Here is a 21453-nt window from a genome sequence, read left to right as displayed (position 1 = left end):
GAGCTCCCACGTTCACTCTTCGCAGTGGCGAGCGACATTGGTGGCGCTGAACGGTAGCGTTACATCGTGGCTATGAAAAACGATGTGCACATTGGTCGAATTCCTATTCGCGGATTGAGCCCGGTACAGCCGGACGACTTCTGGCCTGCGAAGGCGGTCGTCGGTGACGTCATTCCATTTCAGGCAACGATCTTTCGCGAGGGTCACGACCTCATCGCGTCGGCTGCGGTGCTGCAGTCTCCAAGCGGCGAAGTCACGCGCGTTCCGATGGTCTCGATCGGTGCCGGCACAGATCGTTTCGAAGCGAAGAGCGCCGTGCTCGACCAGGGAATGTGGCATTGGCACATCGAAGCCTGGTCCGACGAGTGGGCAACGTGGATGCACAACGCAGAAATCAAGATCGGAGCGGGTGTCGACGTTGAGTTGATGTTCACACTCGGTGCCGAACTCCTTCTCCGCAGTGCCGGCGACCGACCACGCGCCCGCGTGCTGCGTGAAACCGCGCGCAAACTCACGTCCCGCACGCTGCCCGCCGAAGCTCGATGGAAGAGCGTCCTGGAGCCCCGCGTGCAACAGGCCGTCTCCGAAAACCCGCCGCGCTCGCTCATCACCCGCTCCCGGCAGCTCTCCCTCAAGGTCGAGCGGACGAGAGCCGGCGTCGGTGCCTGGTACGAATTCTTCCCGCGTTCAGAGGGCGCGAAGCAGTTGCCGGACGGACGTTGGGTCTCGGGCACCTTCGCCACTGCGACTGCTCGCCTCGGCGGTGTCGCCGCCATGGGATTCGACATCCTGTACCTGCCTCCGATCCACCCGATTGGCGAAGTCAACCGGAAGGGACCGAACAACACGCTGACCCCCGGGCCCGAAGATCCCGGTTCGCCCTGGGCGATCGGCTCTCGTCACGGCGGACACGACACAATTCATCCAGACCTCGGCACGCTCGAGGATTTCAAGAAGTTCGTTGCGGCGGCAAAAACGCAAGGACTCGAAGTCGCGATCGACTTCGCGCTCCAGGCAGCACCCGATCACCCCTGGGTGAAGGAACACCCCGAGTGGTTCACGCAACTGCCAGACGGCACGATCGCGTACGCGGAGAATCCGCCGAAGAAGTACCAGGACATCTACCCCATCAATTTCGACAACGATCCGGACGGAATCTGCGCCGAAACCTTGCGTATTCTGCGCCATTGGATCGCCTGCGGCGTCACGCTGTTCCGCGTCGACAATCCGCATACGAAGCCGGTCTGGTTCTGGGAATGGGTGATCCGGGAAATCAATGCCGAGTTCCCCGACATCGTGTTCCTGGCCGAGGCGTTCACTCGCCCCGCGATGATGCAGACGCTCGCGGGCGCTGGATTCCAGCAGTCGTACACGTACTTCACCTGGCGAAACACGAAACAGGAACTCGCTGAATATCTCCAGGAGGTCAGTGACGAAACCGCAGCCTGGTTCCGCCCGAACTTCTGGGTCAACACCCCTGACATCCTGACCGAATACCTGCAGTTCGGAGGCGCTCCCGCCTACAAGATCCGCGCAACGCTCGCCGCGCTCGGCTCACCGAGCTGGGGAATGTACGCCGGGTTCGAATTGCAGGAAGACGTCGCACGTCCGGGCAGCGAAGAGAACATCGACAACGAGAAGTACGAATACAAGGCCCGCGATTGGGCGAAGGCTGGTCGACTCGGCACCACCCTCGCTCCGTACATCACGATGCTCAATCGGGTCAGAAGTGACCACGCGGCAGTCCGCCAACTTCGCGGCCTCACTGTGCACGAGAGCGACGACGATGCGATCCTCGTGTTCTCGAAGCACCTCGAGGGCAAGTTCACGCGCAGTGGCAAGGCAGACACCGTGCTCGTCGTGGTGAACACGGACCCGCACAGCGTCCGCGAGTCGATGGTGCACCTCGATCTCGACGCCATCGGCAAATCTGCTGACGAGCGGTTCACTGTTCGCGACCTCGTCACGGGTGCGCGGTGGGAGTGGGGCGCCGACAACTATGTTCGGCTCGATCCCTTCGTCGAGCCCGTCCACATTCTGGTCATCGCTTCACAATCAGCAGATCGGAATCAGTCATGACCGCTCCCCATCTCGACGCGGCGCTCCTCGAACGGATCGCGAACGGCTCGGATGCGCGACCGCACGACGTGCTCGGAGCTCACGAGACCGAGAACGGTCATCTCGTGCGAGTGCTCCGCCCGCTCGCTGAATCAGTCACGATCACATACGCGCACACTGCGACAGCACTCGAGCACCTCGGATTCGGGATCTGGCAGGGCGAGACCGAGGGCGCGATCCAGGCCTACACGGTGCACACCTCGTATAACGGAGCGCCCGATTGGGTGGCGGAGGATCCATATCGGTTCACTCCGACGATCGGGGAACTCGACCTCTTCCTCTGGGGCGAGGGCCGGCACGAGCAACTGTGGCAGGCGCTCGGCGCGCATCTGCGTGAGCACGAGGGTGTTCTCGGCACCTCGTTCACTGTCTGGGCTCCCCATGCGCACGCTGTCCGAGTTATCGGCGACTTCAACGGTTGGAACGGCATTGGCTCAGCGATGCGACGCCTCGAAGGGTCGAGCGTCTGGGAGCTCTTTATTCCCGCGCTGAGTGCTGGGAGCGCCTATAAGTTCGAACTCCTCACGGATACCGGCTGGGTCACCCGAGCCGACCCGATGGCGCGCTATACCGAGATTCCCCCCGCATCAGCATCAAAAGTCGGGGAAAGCCAGTACTCCTGGAGCGATGACTCCTGGATGAGTGCTCGCGCGAACCGCGATCCGCATAACAGCGCCATGAGTATCTACGAACTCCACTTCGGCTCGTGGCGGCCAGGCCTCTCCTACCGAGAGATGGCCGACCCACTGATCGCCTACATCCACGAACTCGGATTCACGCACGTCGAATTCATGCCGCTTGCCGAGCACCCGTTCGGAGGCTCATGGGGATACCAGGTCACGGGCTACTTCGCCCCGACCGCTCGCTACGGTCACCCGGATGATCTGAAATACCTCATCGACCGTCTTCACGGCGCCGGCATCGGCGTCATCGTCGACTGGGTGCCGGCACACTTCCCGAAGGACGAGTGGGCCCTCGCCAACTTCGACGGGCACACGCTGTACGAGCACGGCGACCCTCGCCGAGGCGAGCAGAAAGACTGGGGCACTCTGGTTTTCGACTTCGGCAACAGCCAAGTTCGTAATTTCCTCGTCGCAAACGCCGTGTACTGGTTTGAGGAATTCCACGTCGACGGGCTTCGCGTCGACGCTGTGGCCTCGATGCTCTATCTCGATTATTCGCGTGAAGCGGGCCAGTGGGAACCGAACGAGCATGGTGGTCGGGAAAATCTCGAAGCGATCGCGCTCCTCCAAGAAGTCAACGCGACCGTGTACAAACGGTGCCCCGGTGCGATCATGATCGCCGAGGAATCGACCAGCTGGGATGGGATCACCCGCCCGACCTCCGCGAACGGTATCGGTTTCGGCGCAAAATGGAACATGGGGTGGATGAACGACACCCTCCGCTACATGCAGGTGGATCCGATGTATCGATCGCACCACCGCGGCGAAATCACCTTTTCCTTCATTTACGCCTTCAGTGAGAACTTCGTGCTCCCGATCAGCCACGACGAGGTCGTGCACGGAAAGGGCTCCCTCGTTGGCAAGATGCCCGGAGACCATTGGCAAAAACTTGCGAATGTTCGCGGCTACCTTGCGTTCATGTGGGCGCACCCCGGAAAACAGTTGCTGTTCATGGGCCAGGAGTTCGGGCAGCTGAGCGAATGGAGTGAATCCAGATCGCTCGATTGGTGGATTCTCGACCAGCCCCTCCACCAAGGGCTGCAACGGTTCGTTGCCGCGCTAAATCGCGTCTATCGAGACAACGCTGCGCTCTGGTCCCGCGATAACGAGCAGGGCGGCTTCGAGTGGATCGACGGCGGGAACGACAACGAGTCGGTGGTCGCGTTCTTACGACGTGACCACGAAGGCAACAGTGTCGCAGCAGTGCACAATTTCTCGGGAGTGCCAGTTGACCACTATGCACTGACACTCCCCTCACCGGGCGTCTGGAAAGAGATCCTCAACTCTGACGCTGCGGAGTTCGGTGGCTCCGGTGTCGGCAACCTCGGTTCTGTCACCGCCGAACCCGCCGTGCACGGCGCAGGTGCTCACGCCAGCGTCACCGTGCCACCACTTGGTGCCGTGTACTTCCGGCTCGAATCACCCGAGTAACGACTGATCGCCGTGGCAGAAGAACTGCCACGGCGATCAATGGTTCAGACGACGCAGGTACAGGGAAGCGGCCGCCTAGTACAACAGCGTGGTGAGCTGACGCCGCGCACGAACAACTCGCTCGTCGCTCGTTCCGACGATTTCGAAGTAGTCGAGCAGACGCTTACGGATCGCGTCGCGCCCCGCAGCATCGGCCGGGAGAAATGCGTCGAGCAACCGCAAGAAGGCGTCTTCGACGTGGCCGCCCGAAAGATCGAGGTCGGCAACGGCAAGTTGCGCGTCGATGTCCTTGAGATCAGCGGCCGCATTCGAACGGAGCGCTTCAGCGGTCGTCCCGTCGAGTCGCGAGAGCAACCGGACTTGGGCGAGCCCGGCGATCGCATCAGCGTCGCGGGGGTTTTCTCCTAGTGCTTTCTCATACGCCTTGATCGCCGTATCGAAATCGCGTCGTTCGATTGCGTCGTACGCTTCCTGATGCAGTGGCGGAAGCGGCTGTTCCGCTGGCTCCTCGCTCTGCGCTGCTGCGTCACCGGTCGCTCCAACCGGGACGCTGCCGGTCACGCCCTGCTGCTGCGCGAATTGGAGCACCTGCTCCAGTACCGAACCTAGCTCTTCCTCAGGGATGAGCCCTTCGAACAATGACGCGGGACGACCACCGATCAGCGCCGCGACAGTCGGGATGTTGCGCGCTTGAAACGCTTGCTGGAGGCCTGGGTTCTCATCGATATTGACGCGTGCGAGCACCATCTTGCCCGCAAGTCCTGCGACGGCTGCAATCAGTTGCGGCCCGAGCTGCGTCGAGGCCTCACTCCTCGGCGACCACAGCTCAACGAGCACGGGAACTTGGCTCGACAGTTCGACCAGTTGCTCGAAATTCTGGTCGGTACCGTTGACAACGGCCTGCGAGGCACCCTCAGGAGCCTGCGCCTGCCCCTGAGCGCCCTGCGGCGCGGCAGCCTGGTCCGCCCGATTCTTGAGCACCGAGAGGTCGACTGCGCCGCGAAGCGCAGCAGGGTTCAGTGGTGGTGTATTCGTCATGAGTCCTCGTTCCTCGTTGTTCGTGGAATGGGTTTATTCGACTTCAGCGGCACTCAGGATCGCGCGTGAGTATCCGAGCAACTGCACTTGTGCGTTCTCGCCAGCATCGGCGCTCGGGACGTAGTACAGCGCTCCGATGCCATAGGTGGTCGTGATGCCGGTCTCGCTCTCAGATTTCCCGAGCAGCACCTGCACCTGTCCTGCGGCCTGGATCTTCGCTCCCTCTTCGGAAGGGCGAATCGTCGTGCTCTCCGTGAAGTAAGTTCCAACGATCGCTCCCTGATCGACCGTGATGAGGGTCGTCGTCTGCGCGTCCTCGGGGATACCGTTCGTGAACTCAATCGAGGCGGTCGGCAAGGACTCGACTTGCGCATCCTTTGCCGCCTTCCCGATGCTCTCGTTGAGCGCGTCGCCTTCGAGATCGAACATCGACGTTGATTCGCTCGCATCCCCGTTCAGCAGCACATCCGCGTATGCGGGGGCGATCGAATCGGGCGTGAACTTCAGGAGCGGAGTCGACGGAGGCAGAGCGACAGCGCCGATCTCGGCACTTGCGACCTCGGGGATCGTCGACCCGGGTACGAGCTCGAACATCGAGGTGATCTTGTAGTTTTCGCGAGCGTTCGATTGAACGAACATCATCGCCGATGGCGTTCGCGTATCGTCCTGCCATCCAACCACCGCGAACACCGTTCGTGGCCAGGCGTCCTGTTGTTGAGGAAGCAGCAGACTCACTTCACCGTCAGGAATGCCCGGAAGCGCGGCGATCGCTCCGTCAGTGCCACGAACTCCATAGTTGACGTAGCGGGTTGCAAGTGCCTCTCCGGTAAGACGCGAACTCGCAAGATCGATGTCGAGTGCCTCATCAGCATCTGTAATGACTGTGCGGCTCGACTCGAGAATTCGATCGAATTGACGAGCGGTGACAGCCGGATCGGGCAGGGTGTCTTCGATCGAGGTTGGCTCCGGGGTGTCGCCCGTGACCACCGGGGCATCACTCGCTTCTGGCTGCGGCCAATATTGCGGCGAGCATCCGCTCAGCACGAGCCCAGTCAGCAGCATCGGAATCGCAATCTTGAATCCGAATCGTTTCCTCGAGCGTGCAGTTGCTCGGCGTTCACGCACGTCGTCGCCCTTCTTCTGATCGCGTCGGCGCTGTGCGCGTGAATTCAGCCGACCTCTGACGCCCGCGCCGTCAGAGTTGTGCGGTGGATTCGAGTCGTTGTCTATGTCGCTCTCGTCTGCGTCAGAGGCTTCGCCATCGTTCGTACCATCGGTGGAGTCGGCGCTGTCGGCAGTGTGTGTGAAGTCTGCATCGTCAACCGAGACGTCGGAGTCAAGTGTGTCGTCGACGACTTCCGCATCCACGATTTCCTCGTCAGTTGAGGAGGCCTGAGCGTCTGAGGATGTCGAAACTTCCGCCACGCCAGCGTCGATAACCTCTGGTTGCTCGGTGCTGGCCGGAGCGGGAAGGCCGCGTTTGGTTGCACGGGCCAGTTCCTTCGACCGACTCTTCTTCGAGAGCTCTCGCGACACCGTACGCTGCGGTCCCCGACGGCGGCGGTGTGCTCGCAAGGCGAGCAGGAAGAACATGAGCGCGAACAGAAGGAACACCGCACCGGCGGTCATAAATGGTCCGAACAGCGGCGTCGTTCCGCTAAACGGCCAGGTGATTTTGACGTCCGAAGGTGCAGGAGCGGTCCCGTCAGAGACAATCGCGACCGTGATGCCAGCAGGAATCCGGTCGGTGATCTGAAGCTCACCGGTCCCCTCGTGGTTTTCAATCCAAAGATCGCTCCCGATGATGCTCGGGACAGTCGACTCCGAGCCTTCAACGACGTCGAGTTCGAGGTTGCCCTCGTCATCTCGCACCGCGTTCGAGTAGCTCGCTGAACCAACCCAACCGATCACGTCGTGGGTGCGACCGTACACGAGCGCGATTGGTCCACTGCTCTGAATAGAAATGGATTGACGGCCCGTCTCGCTGTTGAGCACGCTTCCGTCAATGAGAAGGACTGGTGTAGTGACCGCATCTTGCACCTGAGCGGTGATCGACGTCGGAGGCGCCCAGATGGTTCGTTGCGCAATCCCGAGACCGAGAAAAACGACGGCAATGAGCAAACTCACGGCGGCTAAGGCATATCGCACGAACTGTTACATCCTTCCCCGCACCCGGGGGCGCGGCCGGGGCGTGCCCGTTCAGACACGCACGACGCTCCAGATTACCCGACACGCCAAGCACCTTCCACCCGTTTCGCTCTGCGCTCACCTTTTTTCGGACGTAGAATCTGCAGAATGAAGTGGAATAGTGCATTCGCCATTGGTCTCACCGGGGGCCTCGGCGTGCTCCTTGCACTCGCCATCGGCGGGGCGATCGGTCAGATCTCGACCGTGCTCCTCTACGCGGGCGCAGCAATATTCCTCGCGCTCGGTCTCGAACCGGTCGTGCAGTTCTTGATTCGTCGGAAGTTCCCTCGCTGGGCTGCGGTGCTCACGATCTTCCTCGTTATTCTCGGCGCGCTCGTGGGCATCGGTTTCATTATCGTTCCCGTGCTGATCGCTCAGTTCGTCACGCTCACCGAGCAGATCGTCGATGAGCTCACCAGTGGCAAATTCGAAGAGATCGTCAACTGGATCGAAACCACCTTCCCCGGTATCGACGTCGACGAGACCATCAGCCAGATTCAGAGCGGACTCACGGATCCCGCGAGCTACACGCAGCTGCCGGCCTGGGTTGCCGACATCGTGCAGAACATCATCGGCTTCGTCGGCTCGAGCATCTTCGCACTCGGTGGCGCTTTCATCGTGCTCGTCCTCACGATGTACTTCACCGGTTCACTGCCGCAACTGAAGTCGGGAATGTACCGATTGGTCGCCGCGTCGAAGCGTCCGAAGTTCATCGCGATCTCCGAAGAAATCATGAAGAGTGTCGGGCGTTTCGTCACCGGCCAGTTCACGCTGGGACTCATCAATGGCGTGCTGACCTTCACGCTCATGTCGATCGTCGGCGCAAAGCTCGCGCTCGTCTATGCGTTCATGGCCTTCGTCGCCTCCACGATCCCGCTCGTGGGTACGATCACCGCGTCGATTCTGATCACGTTGCTCGTCCTGCTGCTCGATGGTCCGCAGATCGCCCTCTACGTCGGTATCTACTACCTGATCTACATGCAGATCGAAGCGTATGTCGTGAGCCCTCGGATCATGGAACGCGCGGTCAAGATTCCGGGCGTGGTCGTCGTGCTTGCCGCTCTGATCGGTGGAACCCTGCTCGGGATCTTCGGAGCCCTCGTCGCGATTCCGCTCGCAGCAGCCGTGCAAGTGATCCTGCGTGAAGTCGTGATGCCGAAGCAAGACGCTCGCTAGCGTCGCGGTGCACACCAGCGAGCACGTCCACACCGAACGCTTCAAGCCAGGTATGCGATGCGGCACGCAGCCTTATTCGGCCTCGTGCCATTCGTTCGGCAATGGCAGCGCTTCCGGGTTCACCAATCGCACGACCTCGTTCAGCACCTGACGAACCTGCGTTTCCCCGACCCAGAGGTGCTTACCGCCCGGAATCGGCACGATCTGCATCTCAGGCAGAATCGCGAACCGCTCTCGCGCCGCGTCCGGCCGCAAGTAGTCGTCGAACTCAGGAACGACTGCGACCAAAGGCGCGGGATTGCCGTGCCACGCAACGAGATGCTCATCGCTCGCACGGTGCAGGGGCGGCGACAGCAGGATTGCTCCTGCGATCTCCTCGTGCGCCGCATGCATGAGCAGCACTTCCGTGCCGAACGACCAGCCCATTAACCATGGTGTCGGAAGGCCCCGATCGCGAAGAAACTGCAGGGCAGCGAGGAGATCAAAGCGCTCGCCAACACCACCGTCGAAAGCGCCCTCACTCGTCCCCCTCGGCGCAGACACGCCCCGGAAGTTGAATCGGAGCACGCCGATTCCAGCAAGGGCGGGCAAACGATTCGACGCCTTCTTCAGCACGTGCGAATCCATAAAGCCGCCATGTGTTGGTAAGGGATGTAGACACAAGATGACGGCGCTCGGTTCGCCTTCGAGCGGAAGCGCGAGTTCTCCGACCAGCGTCAAACCGTCTTCTGTGTGCAGCTCGATTTCTTCACGCCGAGCGGGAAGCATCGCTCCTGAACGGATCTCCATCATGCAACCTTCCAACATCCCTCATGCCAGTGCCGACGATCCTCGACCGCACGGTCACCGAAAATACTGTCCGCACGCCACACCACGAGGTGCGCAACCCCCGGCTTCACCGTGACAGAGCACCCGGGGCAGGTGTATTCCTTGAGCGCGCGCGCTTTCGTGACGGGTTGAACGAAATATTCGAACCCCCGGCGCACCTCAGTCCGCTTCGCTCCCCCGAGGATCCGCTCCACCTCGAGCGGCACATGTTCGTGTGCGCGACGTTGGTGAGATTTGCGAGGCATGACTCCTAGTCTACGAACGCGCCATGACGGTTTTCGTCAGCAACGCGTCGAATCGGCGGATGCGAGCGTCACAGGGGACGCCGAAAAAACAACCCGCAGCGAAACGCTGCGGGTTGTTGAAAGGCAAAGGTTAGTACCAGCCGACTCGCTGAGAGTGACCCCATGCACCACATGGGGTGCCGTAGCGGCCAGCAATGTAGTCGAGTCCCCATGCGATCTGCGTGGCAGGGTTCGTCTGCCAGTCAGCGCCGTGCGTAGCCATTTTCGATCCCGGAAGCGACTGCGGAATACCGTAGGCACCGCTGGAGCGGTTCTGCGCGTACACGTTCCAGTTCGATTCCTTCTGCCAGAGGCTGTAGAGGCAGCTGTACTGCTCAGGGCCCCAACCCTTCGCTGCAACCATGGCGGCAGCGACCGATTGCGCGGAGCCAGGATCTGGGGCTGCGACCTGAGGAATCTGAATGCTCGGCGCCGCACCCGCTGCAACTGCCTGAGGCTGCTGCACGACGGTGGGAGTCGGAGTGGGTGTCGGGGTCGGGGTGATCACCACGAACTCGTCCTGATCGACAGGGCTCGCGGTACCGGCAATCTCGTTGCTTGACTGAGCCGCGATGTCCTCGCTCTGCAGCCCTTCAGCTTCTGCCTGGGACGAGAGCGACGGGTCGACCACTGAGACAAGGACGAACGCGCTTGCCGCAGCGAGCGCAAGGACGCTAACAAGGCCTCGGGTGCGAGTACGGGTTTTGTCGCTCAAACGCGACTCAGTTGATCCAAACACAGTGCCCCGACTGTATCACGGGATGGTAACGAAGTCTCGGTTTTCGAGACACTTCCTCGTCGGTGCCTGCTAGCGGACCGCGAGCATGAGCGAGACGACGCTATCGAACAAGGCGTCGACCTGGTCTTCGTTGTAGCCACCGCGCACCGACTGGAACGTGATGCCCCGAACCTCCTCTGGAGCGAGTTCCGGGCCGTCTTCGAGATACTCGGCGACCCGGACACAGAATGTGTCGACCTCTGTGGCGTCGTAGCCCTTCGCCATTCGGCTCACGCGCTCGAAGCGCTCCCCCTCCGGCCGCTTCAATCGCTCGAGTACCTCTTCAGCATGCGAGCGGATCTGCTCGAAATACTCTGCTTCACCGAACTCGGCAATGCCGCGTTCACGCTCGCGAACCGCGAATGCTTCTTCGAGTCGCTCAAGCGCCGCATCAACGTGACTGGGCGAATAGCCACCGCGCTTCATGGCGAAGCTGTGCTGACGGATCTCCTGTGACCCAATCGCGGTTGCCGTGTTCGCCTCTGTGGCATAGGCACGGCGAGCGTCTTCGAGGAAGTCTTCGACCTGCTCAATGTCATACCCGACCTGCGTGCGAGGCACTCGCGGGAACGTTGTATTCATGAGACCCAATCTTACAAAGTCGATCGACGTCAGACCTATTGCCTGACGGTGAAGCCTATTCTTTCGTGCAGCCGTCGGTAGGATGCGGGAACGAACAATGCTCGAGTCGAGTTTCCACGAATCGGAAAATTCGAGCGCAATCACGCACGCAAAAATCCGTCCCTATGCAAACACCGCGTACAGCGCATACGCGACAACACCACTGACGATCACCGAGTCGAGACGGTCAAGGAATCCGCCGTGGCCGGGTAGGAAGCTTCCGATGTCCTTGATGCCGAGGTCTCGCTTGATGACCGACTCGGCGAGATCACCGATCGTCCCTGAGCAGACGATCGCGACACCGAAGATGACGCCGACCCACCAGGGCTGGTCGAGCAGGAAGATCGCGAGCAGTACTCCCGTGATGGTCGTGAGCAGTGCAGCCCCCAGGAGACCTTCGATGGTTTTCGAGGGACTGATCCTGGGCGCGAGCGGCGTCTTACCGAAGAGCACACCGGATGCGAGCGCACCAGAATCGAGCACCGTCGTCAAGATGATGAACGAGAGCGTCCACCATTCCCCGCCTTCGCGAGCCGTCAGCAACACTGGGAATCCCGCGAGCACCGCAATGTACGCGATACAAAAGGCGCCGGCCGCGACATCGTGCAGACCCTCACGAGCCGATGTCCTGCTTCTCGGCACGAACGCAGACTCGAGCAGACGCCAAAGACTCACGAGCACGATTGCAGCGAGCGCACCCAGCCAGAGGCCACCGCCCCCGTAAAAGTACGCCAGCGGCATCACGCCGATTCCGACGACCACGAGCGGGATCCGCGGCACGTCTCGACCGGCAAAACGTAGCGCGCTCGCGAGTTCGTAGAGCGTGAACCCGACGAAGATCATCCCGACGAGGATGAACAGCGACTTGATCCAGATCAGGCTGAGCAGGAAGACGACGCCGAGCGCCAACGCGATTCCGATTGCGACAGGAAGATTGCGACCCGCGCGCGCGTTGACGCGCTCGTTGGTCGCCTCGATCTGCGCTCTCGCGTTCGCTATCTGGGCTTGGATCTGGGAGTCCAGATCCTTGCGCCCACCATCATCTGTCATTGGCGGCGAACTCAGATTTCGAGGAGTTCGGCTTCTTTCTTCTTCAGGGCCTCATCGACACCTTCAACCGAAGACTTCGTCACCGCTTCGATTTCTTTCTCGGCGCGTGCGACTTCGTCGTCACCGACTTCGCTCTTCAGCTTCTCGAGGTCGGTGATCGCGGCACGACGGATGTTCCGGATCGAGACCTTTGCGTCTTCACCCTTGGTGCGGACGATCTTGACGTAATCCTTGCGACGCTCTTCAGTGAGCTCCGGCATGGTCACGCGGATGATGTTGCCATCGTTCGTGGGTGTCGCGCCGAGGTTCGGCGCGTTGACGATCGCCTTCTCGATTTCCTTCAGTGCGGACTTGTCGAAGGGCGTGATGATGAGCGTGCGCGCTTCAGGGTTCTGGAACGAGGCGAGCTGCAGCAGCGGCGTCGGCGTTCCGTAGTAGTCAGCAGTCAGCTTTTGGAACAGCGCCGGATTTGCACGACCAGTGCGAACCGTTGCGAAGTCTTCCTTGGCAACATCGATTGCCTTCTGCATTTTCTCTTTGGCCGAAGCCAGTACGTCGCTAATCACGTCGAACCCTTTCGTCTTGTTCAGTCTATTCGTGCTGAGCGTTCGACTCAGCGGCGAAGCAGCGTTCCGATTCGTTCGCCAAGAATGGCGCGAGTAATGGTCTGGTCGCCCTGCATTCCGAAGACCTGCATCGGCATCCCGTTGTCCATGCACATGCTGAAGGCGGTCGAGTCAACCGGCTTCAACCCCTGGATCAAGGCGTCCTGGTAGCTGATCTCGTCGATACGAGTTGCTGTCGGGTCGAGCTTTGGATCAGCCGTGTAGACCGCGTCCACACCGTTCTTTGCGACGAGCACTTCATCTGCACCAATTTCGAGCGCACGCTGCGCCGAGACGGTGTCGGTCGAGAAGTATGGCATTCCAGCGCCGGCGCCGAAGATCACGACGCGACCCTTCTCGAGGTGGCGAATCGCGCGGCGCGGAATGTAGGGCTCAGCGACCTGCGTCATTTGGATCGCCGACTGCACACGCGTTTCCGCGCCGGCTTGCTCGAGGAAATCCTGCAGTGCCAGCGCGTTCATGACGGTACCGAGCATGCCGATATAGTCCGCACGGGAGCGATCCATGCCGCGTTGGCTGAGTTCAGCACCACGGAAGAAGTTTCCACCACCAACGACCACTGCGACATCGACTTCTTTTGAACCGATCGCGATCTGACGTGCGACTTCACCTACGACGTCGGGGTTCACACCGACCTCGCCACCACCAAAGGCTTCACCGGAAAGTTTGAGAAGTACTCTGCGTCGTGGCTCTTGGCTCATCGGTGTTGACCTCTTTCAGTCTCAAAATCGCGCTTGGATCTGGCGCCGCCTGCAAGCCTAACGCCCCAGGCCCAGCACGACCTCGCGTTCTGGCGCGAACTTCCATTTGGAATGCAGGTTTCTGGGCATGAAAAAGGGCCGGGATTTCTCCCGGCCCTTCTTGGTACGTGTTACGCGCCGACCTTGAATCGAGCGAATGAAGTCACGGTGAGACCCGCGTCGCTCAATACCTTGCCAACGGACTGCTTGTTGTCGCGAGCGTAGTCCTGGTCAACCAGAACGATCTGCTTGTAGAACCCAGCGAGGCGACCCTCGATGATCTTCGGCAGTGCAGCCTCGGGCTTGCCCTCGTTCTTCGCGATCTCGGTGACGAGCTCACGCTCACGCTCGACTGCATCCGCAGCAACCTCGTCACGCGAGATGAACTGTGGGTCGAACATTGCGATGTGCTGTGCAACTGCACGAGCAGTGTCTGCGTCGTCTCCGTCGAAGGCGACCACAACGCCGACCTGCGGTGGCAGGTCCTTGGAGGTGCGGTGCAGGTAGACAGCGAAGTTGCTTCCCGTGAGGCGGTTGATGCGCGTGAGCAGCACCTTCTCGCCGAGCACTGCGGACTCTTCAGCGATGACATCGCCAACGGTCTTGCCCTCAAGTGGAGCCGCGAGGGCTTCCTCGACGGTTCCCGCGTTCGCAGCAGCGGCAGCGTCGACCGAGCGCTGTGCGAGAGCGATGAACTTGTCACCCTTTGCAACGAAGTCGGTTTCGCATGCCAGTTCGATGAGCGTGACGGCTTCAGCCGACTCGTTCACGGCAACGAGCCCTTCGCTCGTCGTGCGGTCTTCGCGCTTTGCGTTTGCCTTCGCGCCCTTGAGACGGAGCAGTTCAACTGCGCGCTCGAAGTCGCCTTCAGCTTCGGTCAGTGCGTTCTTGACATCGATCATTCCCGCGCCAGTGCGGTCGCGAAGGGACTTGATGTCAGCAGCGGTGAAGTTTGCCATATGGGATTACTCCTTGGTCTCGGCAGCAACAGCTGCTTCAGCGTTTGCGTCAGCTGGTGCTTCTTCAGCAGCAGGTGCTTCTTCAGTAGCTGGTGCCTTTTCTTCAGCAGCAGGCGCTTCTTCAGCGGCAGGCGCTTCTTCGGCAGCAGGTGCCTTCGCGTCAGCTTCGAGCAGCTCGCGCTCCCACTCAGCCATCGGCTCGACTTCAGCTTCTGCTCCGCCGCCCTGGTGACGCTGGATGAGGCCCTCAGCCGCAGCGTCAGCGATGATGCGCGTCAGCAGTGCCACCGAGCGAATCGCGTCGTCGTTGCCCGGGATCGGGTACTGAGCGTCGTCTGGGTCGCAGTTGGTGTCGAGGATCGCGATAACGGGGATACCGAGCTTCTTGGCCTCGTCGATTGCAAGGTGTTCCTTGTTCATGTCGACGACCCAGAGCGCGCTAGGCGTCTTCTGGAGGTTGCGGATACCACCGAGCGACTTCTGGAGCTTCAAGAGCTCACGACGCTTGAGCAGCAGTTCCTTCTTGGTGAAGCCGCTTGCGCTGGTGTCTTCGAAGTCGAGTTCTTCAAGTTCCTTCATGCGAGCGAGACGCTTCGACACGGTGTTGAAGTTCGTGAGGAGTCCACCGAGCCAACGCTGGTTCACGTATGGCTGGCCAACGCGAGTTGCCTGCTCGGCGATTGCTTCCTGAGCCTGCTTCTTCGTGCCGACGAACAGGACGCTTCCGCCGTGCGCGACGGTTTCTTTCACGAACTCGAACGCCTTGTCGATGTACGCGAGCGACTGCTGCAGGTCAATGATGTAGATGCCACTGCGCTCGGTGAAGATGAAGCGCTTCATCTTTGGGTTCCAACGACGGGTCTGGTGCCCGAAGTGAACGCCGCTGTCGAGCAGCTGGCGAGTTGTAATGACGGCCATGGCCGGTCTCTCTTCTCTTTGGTTTTGCATGTGCCGGTTGACTCATACCCTGGTGCTCGACGCACACTCCGCCCTCACGGGAACCGAGGAGTATGCGACGTGTTTGAGCACGCGTAGTCACCCTCTTGACGAAGGTGCTCCCAATATCGTACCTCAAGATTCGGCGCTGGCCACAACGGAATGTGGTCTCCCCAGATCGATTACTGCGATGTGGACGCACAGCACCGCGATCGCCGCTGGACTCTGCGACCCAGGTGCTCATCCTGAGCACATGAACCACACCGTTCCCCCCTCACCGCGAGTATCGCTCCGTCACGGCCGGACCCCTCGCATCGCTCTGCATCAACGGCTCGCAGGTGCGGTGGTCACTTGCGTCCTTGTGCTCTGCGCACTTGGATCAACGCCTGCGTCCACCGCGTTCGCAGCCGACCGCGACTGGGTCTTCCCTGTCGAATCGGACCATGTCCTCCGAGCCTTCGATCTTTCGCACGGAAAATATGGTGCCGGACACCGTGGGGTCGACCTCGATGCGGGCCTCGGCGATCCACTCGTTTCGCCCGTTGACGGTGTCGTGAGGTTCGTCGGTTTCGTCGTCGATCGCACCGTGATCACCGTGGAGAGCGATTCCGGGGAACTGCTGAGTTTTGAGCCCGTCGCGCCGCTCGTGGTTGTTGGCGAGCGAGTGACTGCCGGGCAGCACCTTGCAACCGTGGTCTCTGGCCATCTTCCCTGCGGATCCTGCCTGCATTTTGGCGTTCGACTCAACGACGAGTACGTGAACCCACTGCAGTACTTTTCGATGGAGCAGGCAGTGCTTCTGCCGCTCGAACCGTGATACAAGCAATGCAGGTGGTCTCTGCGCGGGTTCGATCAGCGCCGGTTCGCTCGATACGGGTTCGCTCGGTGTGGTGTCGAATGGCGTGGTCTCGCGGGATGCAAGTGCGAGGGGCTCAAGCGCGAGGGTGTGCCGTTGTATAGCTCTGCCGGAGTCGGTCGAGCGAAACGTGGGTGTAGATCTGGGTCGTGCCGAGACTCGCATGACCGAGGATCTCTTGCACTGCCCGCAGATCAGCTCCACCGTCGAGGAGATGCGTCGCCGCGCTGTGGCGAAGCGTATGCGGACCGGCAGTTCCTGTTCCCGGGAGCGTGGCGAGCAGATCAGCGACGAGTTGGTAGATGCTTCGCTGGCCGAGGCGTCCCCCTCGAACGCCGAGGAACAACGCCGGGCTCGGCGAACCCGACGCGAGAAAGGCCGTCCTCCCCCGATGAATCCAGTCGTGCACCGCGTCGAGCGCCGGCGCACCGAAGGGAACAACCCGCTGTTTGTTTCCCTTTCCGAGCACGGTCGCGGTACAACGCTCAAGATCGAGATCGTCCAGATCGAGACCATGGAGTTCGCTGACGCGCATTCCCGTCGCATACAGCAGCTCGACGATCGCGTGATCGCGCAGCGCGGTCGGATCGCCTTCACTCGCGCGCTGCTGCAAACCGCTGAGAATCTCGTTCATTCCGTGCGCTGAAACGACTCGAGGTAGATATTTCTCGCCTTTCGGCGTGCCAAGGCGGGCGGCGGGGTCGCTGTGTCCTTGTTCGCGAAGCCATCGCCCAAAAGCACGAGCCGATGCACTGCGGCGAGCGAGCGTCGATTTCGACAAACCCTTCGTGCTCTCCTCGTACAGCCAGTCCCGGAGGATATCGAGGGTGATTTCTTCGCTCGCGTGCACGGCGCGGCCCTCGCAGAACCGCAACAGCGCGGTCAGGTCGCTCGCGTACGCACGAGCGGTCGCCGCGCTGAGTCCACGCTCCTTCTGCAGCCCCCGGAGGAACTCGGTCACCCCGAGATCAAGATTCATGAGTCGCGTTTTTTACTGAAGATCGCTTGTCGCTCCGGGTATGGCATCTGGGCGAGCGCTTCGAGAATGTGGGGAGGCAACGAGTCGACACCAGCATGCTGCTTCGCAGGGATGGTGTGGTGCACCACGGCTTCGTCGTAGATCTCGACGAGACCGAAGGACTGTGTCTCATCGAGGCCGACGAGGAGTTCCGGGTCCACGCCAAGATCGTCGACGTAGCTGATGGCCCCGGCGATGTGGACCGGGATACCCGCGAACGTTGCGTTGGTGACGCTGTGCGTATGACCCGAGAGGATCGCCCGCACATCGCTCTGCTGCAGGATCTCCCGAAGCTGTTGTTCGTCGTGAAAGTCAAGGAGCCGCATGAGCGCTTTTCGAGCGACAACGGGTGGGTGATGCATCACGAGGAGAGAACCAGAGGGACTTGGCGTTTCGAGAACGGTCTCCAGCCATTCGGCTTGGCCCTCATCGAAGCCTCCGTGATGCCACCCTTCGAGGCTCGAGTCGAGGGCGATGATACGAAGGCCGTTGACATCGACGACGCGGTCGTACGGCATTGCCGAACTCGACGTCTCGAACGCGGCAGTGAGCGCAGCACGGTCATCATGGTTCCCTGCGGCCCACACGATCGTCGCACCGAGCCGTTCCGCAACCGGTTCGACGAGTTCTTTGGCGATTCTGTAGGCATCGGGTTCGCCCAGATCGGTGATGTCTCCTGACACTACGATCGCGTCAAGTGAACTGACCGTTTGTTCTAACCGTTCGAGTGCGGACTGGAACACTGCCTTCGTGTCGTACATTCCTTGTAAAAGCGCGCCTTCGGCAAGCAAATGAGTATCTGTGAAATGCGCCAGCGTGAAGTTCGGGCTCGCGCGTGGTGCGGGCGTCGCGTTCTGCAGACCAGACATAGCTCAAGCGTAGCGATCCGATCGTGACCGACTGCCGCGCAACACCTGCGCTCTCCCACACCATCACGTGCTCCCCTGAGTTGTCCTCACCCAGCCTGAACCGCGCTCCACCACTTCGCCCTGCAATTCGAGTAGCCCAAGACAACCGAGCACCGCTTTCGGGCTGATTCCGCTTCGAACCGCGAGTTCCTCGAGCGTTCGAGCGGTCCGTGCACTCATCGAATCAAGAAGGCGGATCTCTTCGCTGCTCCGTAACGCCAAGGGCGCCTGTACGAGGTTCTCACCGTCGATCATCGCAGCGACATCGCCCGCTGATCGGACCAGTTCCGCGCCATATTCACGAATCAGGCGATGACAGCCTGCGCTCGCGGCGCTGGATATCGGACCAGGCACGGCGCCGAGTGGCCGTCCGAGCGCCGCCGCGTGTCCTGCGGTGTTGATTGAGCCAGACCTCGCGCCCGCCTCAACCACGACGGTCACCGATGCGAGCGCAGCGATCAGGCGATTTCGCTGCAGGAATCTCCAACGCGTCGGAGCTTGGCCACACGGCACCTCCGAGACGATCACACCATCGTGCTCGATCCTGCGCAGTAGATCTTCGTGGCCTGCCGGATAGAAGCGATCGAGCCCGCCCGCGAGTACTGCGACGGTCGTGGTGTCGCTCGCGAGTGCTGCACGATGAGCGACGCCGTCAATCCCATAGGCGGCACCTGAAACGATCGCGAAGCCGCGCTGACCGAGCCCTTCAACGAGCTCGATCGTCACGTGTTCTCCGTAGCCGGTGCTTGCTCGTGCACCGACCACCGCGACTGATCGAACGCTCGCCCCGAGTTTTCTCGCGTCGCCGCGAACCCAGAGCGCCGCGGGCGCATGGGCTCCAAGATCGTGGAATCGATCGGGCCACTCCTCCCGTGCAGGGTCGAGCAGTACCTGCCCCCACCGCACACCCTGGTCGAACGCGCGAAGAATGCGAACCTGGTCAACCCTCGGACGCCAGCGTGCGATTGCAGCGTCGAGCACTGGAGCAACGTCGGCCGCGAATTCACCGAGTTCGTCGAGCCAGACGCGCCGCGGAGTGTCCATTGCGAGCAAATCGAATGCCCGCTTGGGACCGAGTACCTGGCGCAGAAGACCACCGACGCTGTCTCCGGGCTCGACAACCGTAGACCAGGCTCCCGAGGCAAAGAGCTCAAGATACGAGGCCGAGGCTGTCGAGTCTCGAAGCGACGGCGGCGCGACAGCCGCAGCGCGTTCGAGCATGATCTGATCACTGAACAACGCAGTCATGAGGAAATTCCCTTGCGATACAGCAGTGCGCGCCCGAAATGATGCGCATCTGGGACTGGTACTTCGTCGAGATCAGCGCAACTCCAGGCGACACGTGCAACCCGGTCGTAGCCGCGCATAGTGATGAGCCCTCGTTCGAGTGCTTGGTCCAGCAGTGCGATCGCATTCGACTCGGGCGCTCGACCATGTTTTCGAAGCCAGGGTCCAGGCACTTCACCGTTCTTCTTCCATGGCGTTCCAGCAAGACGGTGGGCAGAACGTGCTCGAGCCTCGCTCACCCGAGCACGAGCCTGCGCACTCGTGATCGGAGTACTCAGTGATGCTTCGGTCGCGCCCACACGATCCAGCCTGAGATGCAAATCAATGCGATCCAGCAACGGACCCGAAAGCCTGCCGAGATACCGACGCTTCATGATTGAGCTGCAGACACAATCGCCACTGCCATCGAGGCCACAGGGGCACGGGTTCGCAGCGAGCACGAGTTGAAACGAAGCCGGGTACTCCGCGGTCCCGCTGGCACGAGCGATGGAGATCCGGCCAGATTCGAGCGGCTGACGAAGCGTGTCGAGAACACTCGCCCTGAACTCGGGGCTCTCGTCGAGGAAGAGCACACCGTGCGATGCTCGTACCGCGCTTCCCGGGCGAATTATCCCGCTCCCGCCACCCACGAGTGCCGCAGAGGTCGCAGTGTGATGTGGCGCTTCAAATGGAGGGTCGCGCGGAAGGCTCCCGGATTGTATGAGACCGGAGAGCGATCGAAGCGAGGCAACCTCGATTGCTGCCTCTTCGTCGAGTCGGGGCAGGATGCCCGCCAAGCGTTGGGCGAGCATCGTTTTTCCGGCACCTGGCGGTCCGAGGAGCATCATGTGATGTCCACCCGCCGCGGCGACCTGCAGCGCCTCGACGGCGTGCAGATTTCCGCGGACCTCCGAGAGATCACCAGCCCCTTCAGCCTGTTGTGCTGGTACCGCGAGCACCAAGGCCTCACAGTCGACGAACTCTGCTTCGGCACCGAGTTCGATCGCGACATCACGCAGACTTCGAGCGCCCACGACACTGACTCCGTCAATCAGACTCGCCTCCGCAAGGTTTGCCGCCGGAACGACCACTCGTTTTGCGCCTGCTCGACGAGCGCCCAGTACCGCCGGCAGAATGCCGTGTCCGGGTCGAAGTCGACCGTCAAGACTCAGTTCGCCGAACAGCATCGTCGTGTCCGGGCCCTCCGGGATGACACCTGTCGAGCGAAGAACCGCCACCGCGATCGCGACGTCGAAACTCGCACCGTGTTTCGGCAGTGATGCGGGGGAGAGATTGATGACGCACTTCGTGTCGGGCGCCTTCAAGCCCGAGCTCTGCATCGCCGCCCAGGCGCGTTCACGGGCTTGACGGAGCGCTGCGTCGGGGAGTCCGATAATCGTTACCGATGGCAAACCCGCACTCGTCTGTGCTTCGACGCTGATGCGGGTGCCGTTCAAACCTGCCAAGACGATGGAATGCGCGATGCCGACTGTGGTCACGCGACAGCCTCGCGGTGCTCGATGTGAAAGCCCTCTTCACCGTCGACGATGCCGATGATGTCGATCCGCAAGGGACCTCGCGATTGATGCGCGCGAGACCAGAGCACCGCGAGCTCTCGAAGTCGCCGGAGCTTGCTCGGCACGATGGCTTCGAAGGGCGACCCGAACCGTAACGAACGCCGAGTTTTTACTTCCACGATGACGGTTGAGTGTGCGTTCGCGGCAACGATGTCGATTTCGCCATGCGAGCACCGCCAACGGCGATCGAGGATCGAATAGCCCTTCAGTTCGAGAAAACGTGCTGCAGCGTCTTCACCTGTGATTCCGAGTTCTTGTCGAGCGTCCATGGCCCAACAATGCGTCGGTACCCCGTGATGCGCCCGCGTGAATCACGCGAATGTGCACGTGCTCCGTCGACAGCGTCATTGTGGAGAAGCATGAACTCAACGGC

At 61.2% G+C, this 21453-nt stretch carries 20 protein-coding genes; 4 read left to right on the top strand and 16 right to left on the bottom strand.

Going from position 1 to position 21453, the window contains the following annotated elements; genetic code table 11:
• Positions 1-72 precede the first annotated feature (72 nt).
• Positions 73-2079 carry an alpha-1,4-glucan--maltose-1-phosphate maltosyltransferase gene (locus U2H20_RS01140; RefSeq protein ID WP_430593557.1) on the top strand — a complete coding sequence of 669 codons (2007 nt, stop codon included), beginning with the start codon at positions 73-75 and terminating at the stop codon, positions 2077-2079.
• Positions 2076-4232 carry a 1,4-alpha-glucan branching protein GlgB gene (gene glgB, locus U2H20_RS01135; protein WP_430592694.1) on the top strand — a complete coding sequence of 719 codons (2157 nt, stop codon included), beginning with the start codon at positions 2076-2078 and terminating at the stop codon, positions 4230-4232. The genes U2H20_RS01140 and glgB overlap by 4 nt, the downstream gene beginning before the upstream one ends.
• 75 nt (positions 4233-4307) lie before the next feature.
• On the opposite strand, the gene U2H20_RS01130 is transcribed toward glgB, so the two are convergent.
• The gene (locus U2H20_RS01130) at positions 4308-5270 is read right to left on the bottom strand and encodes a tetratricopeptide repeat protein (protein ID WP_430592693.1); all 963 of its coding nucleotides are present in this window, start codon (positions 5268-5270) and stop codon (positions 4308-4310) included.
• Positions 5271-5303: 33 nt separating this feature from the next.
• Complete coding sequence (locus U2H20_RS01125; RefSeq protein WP_430592692.1) at positions 5304-7418, bottom strand: hypothetical protein; 2115 nt, start codon at positions 7416-7418, stop codon at positions 5304-5306.
• Positions 7419-7565: 147 nt separating this feature from the next.
• On the opposite strand from U2H20_RS01125, the gene U2H20_RS01120 reads away from it, so the two are divergent.
• Positions 7566-8633 (top strand): AI-2E family transporter, encoded by a 1068-nt coding sequence (locus U2H20_RS01120; RefSeq protein WP_430592691.1) that lies wholly within the window; start codon positions 7566-7568, stop codon positions 8631-8633.
• Positions 8634-8705: 72 nt separating this feature from the next.
• Here U2H20_RS01120 and U2H20_RS01115 read toward each other — a convergent pair whose 3' ends face one another.
• The 9 genes from U2H20_RS01115 to rpsB all read right to left on the bottom strand — a co-directional run bounded on the left by U2H20_RS01115 (position 8706) and on the right by rpsB (position 15437).
• On the bottom strand, positions 8706-9422 hold the full coding sequence (locus tag U2H20_RS01115; protein ID WP_430593556.1) for an alpha/beta hydrolase: 717 nt from the start codon (positions 9420-9422) through the stop codon (positions 8706-8708).
• A complete protein-coding gene (locus U2H20_RS01110; protein ID WP_430592690.1) occupies positions 9422-9706 on the bottom strand; it encodes a hypothetical protein in 285 nt (94 codons plus the stop codon). Before U2H20_RS01110 ends, U2H20_RS01115 begins: the two co-directional genes overlap by 1 nt.
• A gap of 130 nt (positions 9707-9836) precedes the next feature.
• Positions 9837-10484, bottom strand: coding sequence for a transglycosylase SLT domain-containing protein (locus U2H20_RS01105; RefSeq protein ID WP_430592689.1), 648 nt, complete (start codon positions 10482-10484; stop codon positions 9837-9839).
• A gap of 69 nt (positions 10485-10553) precedes the next feature.
• The gene (locus U2H20_RS01100; RefSeq protein WP_430592688.1) at positions 10554-11105 is read right to left on the bottom strand and encodes a DivIVA domain-containing protein; all 552 of its coding nucleotides are present in this window, start codon (positions 11103-11105) and stop codon (positions 10554-10556) included.
• 162 nt (positions 11106-11267) lie between these two features.
• Positions 11268-12194 (bottom strand): phosphatidate cytidylyltransferase, encoded by a 927-nt coding sequence (locus tag U2H20_RS01095; RefSeq protein ID WP_430592687.1) that lies wholly within the window; start codon positions 12192-12194, stop codon positions 11268-11270.
• Between the two features lie 11 nt (positions 12195-12205).
• A complete protein-coding gene (frr, locus tag U2H20_RS01090; protein WP_430592686.1) occupies positions 12206-12760 on the bottom strand; it encodes a ribosome recycling factor in 555 nt (184 codons plus the stop codon).
• Positions 12761-12807: 47 nt separating this feature from the next.
• Positions 12808-13521, bottom strand: coding sequence for a UMP kinase (gene pyrH, locus U2H20_RS01085; RefSeq protein WP_430592685.1), 714 nt, complete (start codon positions 13519-13521; stop codon positions 12808-12810).
• Between the two features lie 170 nt (positions 13522-13691).
• The gene (gene tsf / locus U2H20_RS01080; RefSeq protein WP_430592684.1) at positions 13692-14519 is read right to left on the bottom strand and encodes a translation elongation factor Ts; all 828 of its coding nucleotides are present in this window, start codon (positions 14517-14519) and stop codon (positions 13692-13694) included.
• A gap of 6 nt (positions 14520-14525) precedes the next feature.
• Positions 14526-15437: a 30S ribosomal protein S2 gene (gene rpsB, locus U2H20_RS01075; RefSeq protein ID WP_430592683.1), complete on the bottom strand. Its 912-nt coding sequence runs from the start codon at positions 15435-15437 to the stop codon at positions 14526-14528.
• A gap of 208 nt (positions 15438-15645) precedes the next feature.
• Here rpsB and U2H20_RS01070 point away from each other — a divergent pair, with 208 nt between their 5' ends.
• Positions 15646-16272, top strand: a complete 627-nt coding sequence (locus U2H20_RS01070) for a peptidoglycan DD-metalloendopeptidase family protein (protein ID WP_430592682.1) — start codon at positions 15646-15648, stop codon at positions 16270-16272.
• Positions 16273-16387: 115 nt separating this feature from the next.
• On the opposite strand, the gene U2H20_RS01065 is transcribed toward U2H20_RS01070, so the two are convergent.
• From U2H20_RS01065 to U2H20_RS01045, 5 genes are all read right to left on the bottom strand, one after another.
• A complete protein-coding gene (locus U2H20_RS01065; protein ID WP_430592681.1) occupies positions 16388-17290 on the bottom strand; it encodes a tyrosine recombinase XerC in 903 nt (300 codons plus the stop codon).
• Positions 17287-18198, bottom strand: coding sequence for a metallophosphoesterase family protein (locus U2H20_RS01060; protein ID WP_430592680.1), 912 nt, complete (start codon positions 18196-18198; stop codon positions 17287-17289). Before U2H20_RS01060 ends, U2H20_RS01065 begins: the two co-directional genes overlap by 4 nt.
• 63 nt (positions 18199-18261) lie before the next feature.
• Positions 18262-19485, bottom strand: coding sequence for a DNA-processing protein DprA (dprA, locus tag U2H20_RS01055; RefSeq protein WP_430592679.1), 1224 nt, complete (start codon positions 19483-19485; stop codon positions 18262-18264).
• Positions 19482-21002, bottom strand: coding sequence for a YifB family Mg chelatase-like AAA ATPase (locus U2H20_RS01050; RefSeq protein ID WP_430592678.1), 1521 nt, complete (start codon positions 21000-21002; stop codon positions 19482-19484). The genes dprA and U2H20_RS01050 overlap by 4 nt, the downstream gene beginning before the upstream one ends.
• Positions 20999-21349, bottom strand: coding sequence for a YraN family protein (locus U2H20_RS01045; protein WP_430592677.1), 351 nt, complete (start codon positions 21347-21349; stop codon positions 20999-21001). Before U2H20_RS01045 ends, U2H20_RS01050 begins: the two co-directional genes overlap by 4 nt.
• Positions 21350-21453: the final 104 nt, after the last annotated feature.

This window comes from Humidisolicoccus flavus, from assembly GCF_045689595.1.
Classification (GTDB): Bacteria; Actinomycetota; Actinomycetes; order Actinomycetales; family Microbacteriaceae; genus Humidisolicoccus; species Humidisolicoccus flavus.
This window is presented reverse-complemented; position numbering and strand designations above follow the sequence as displayed.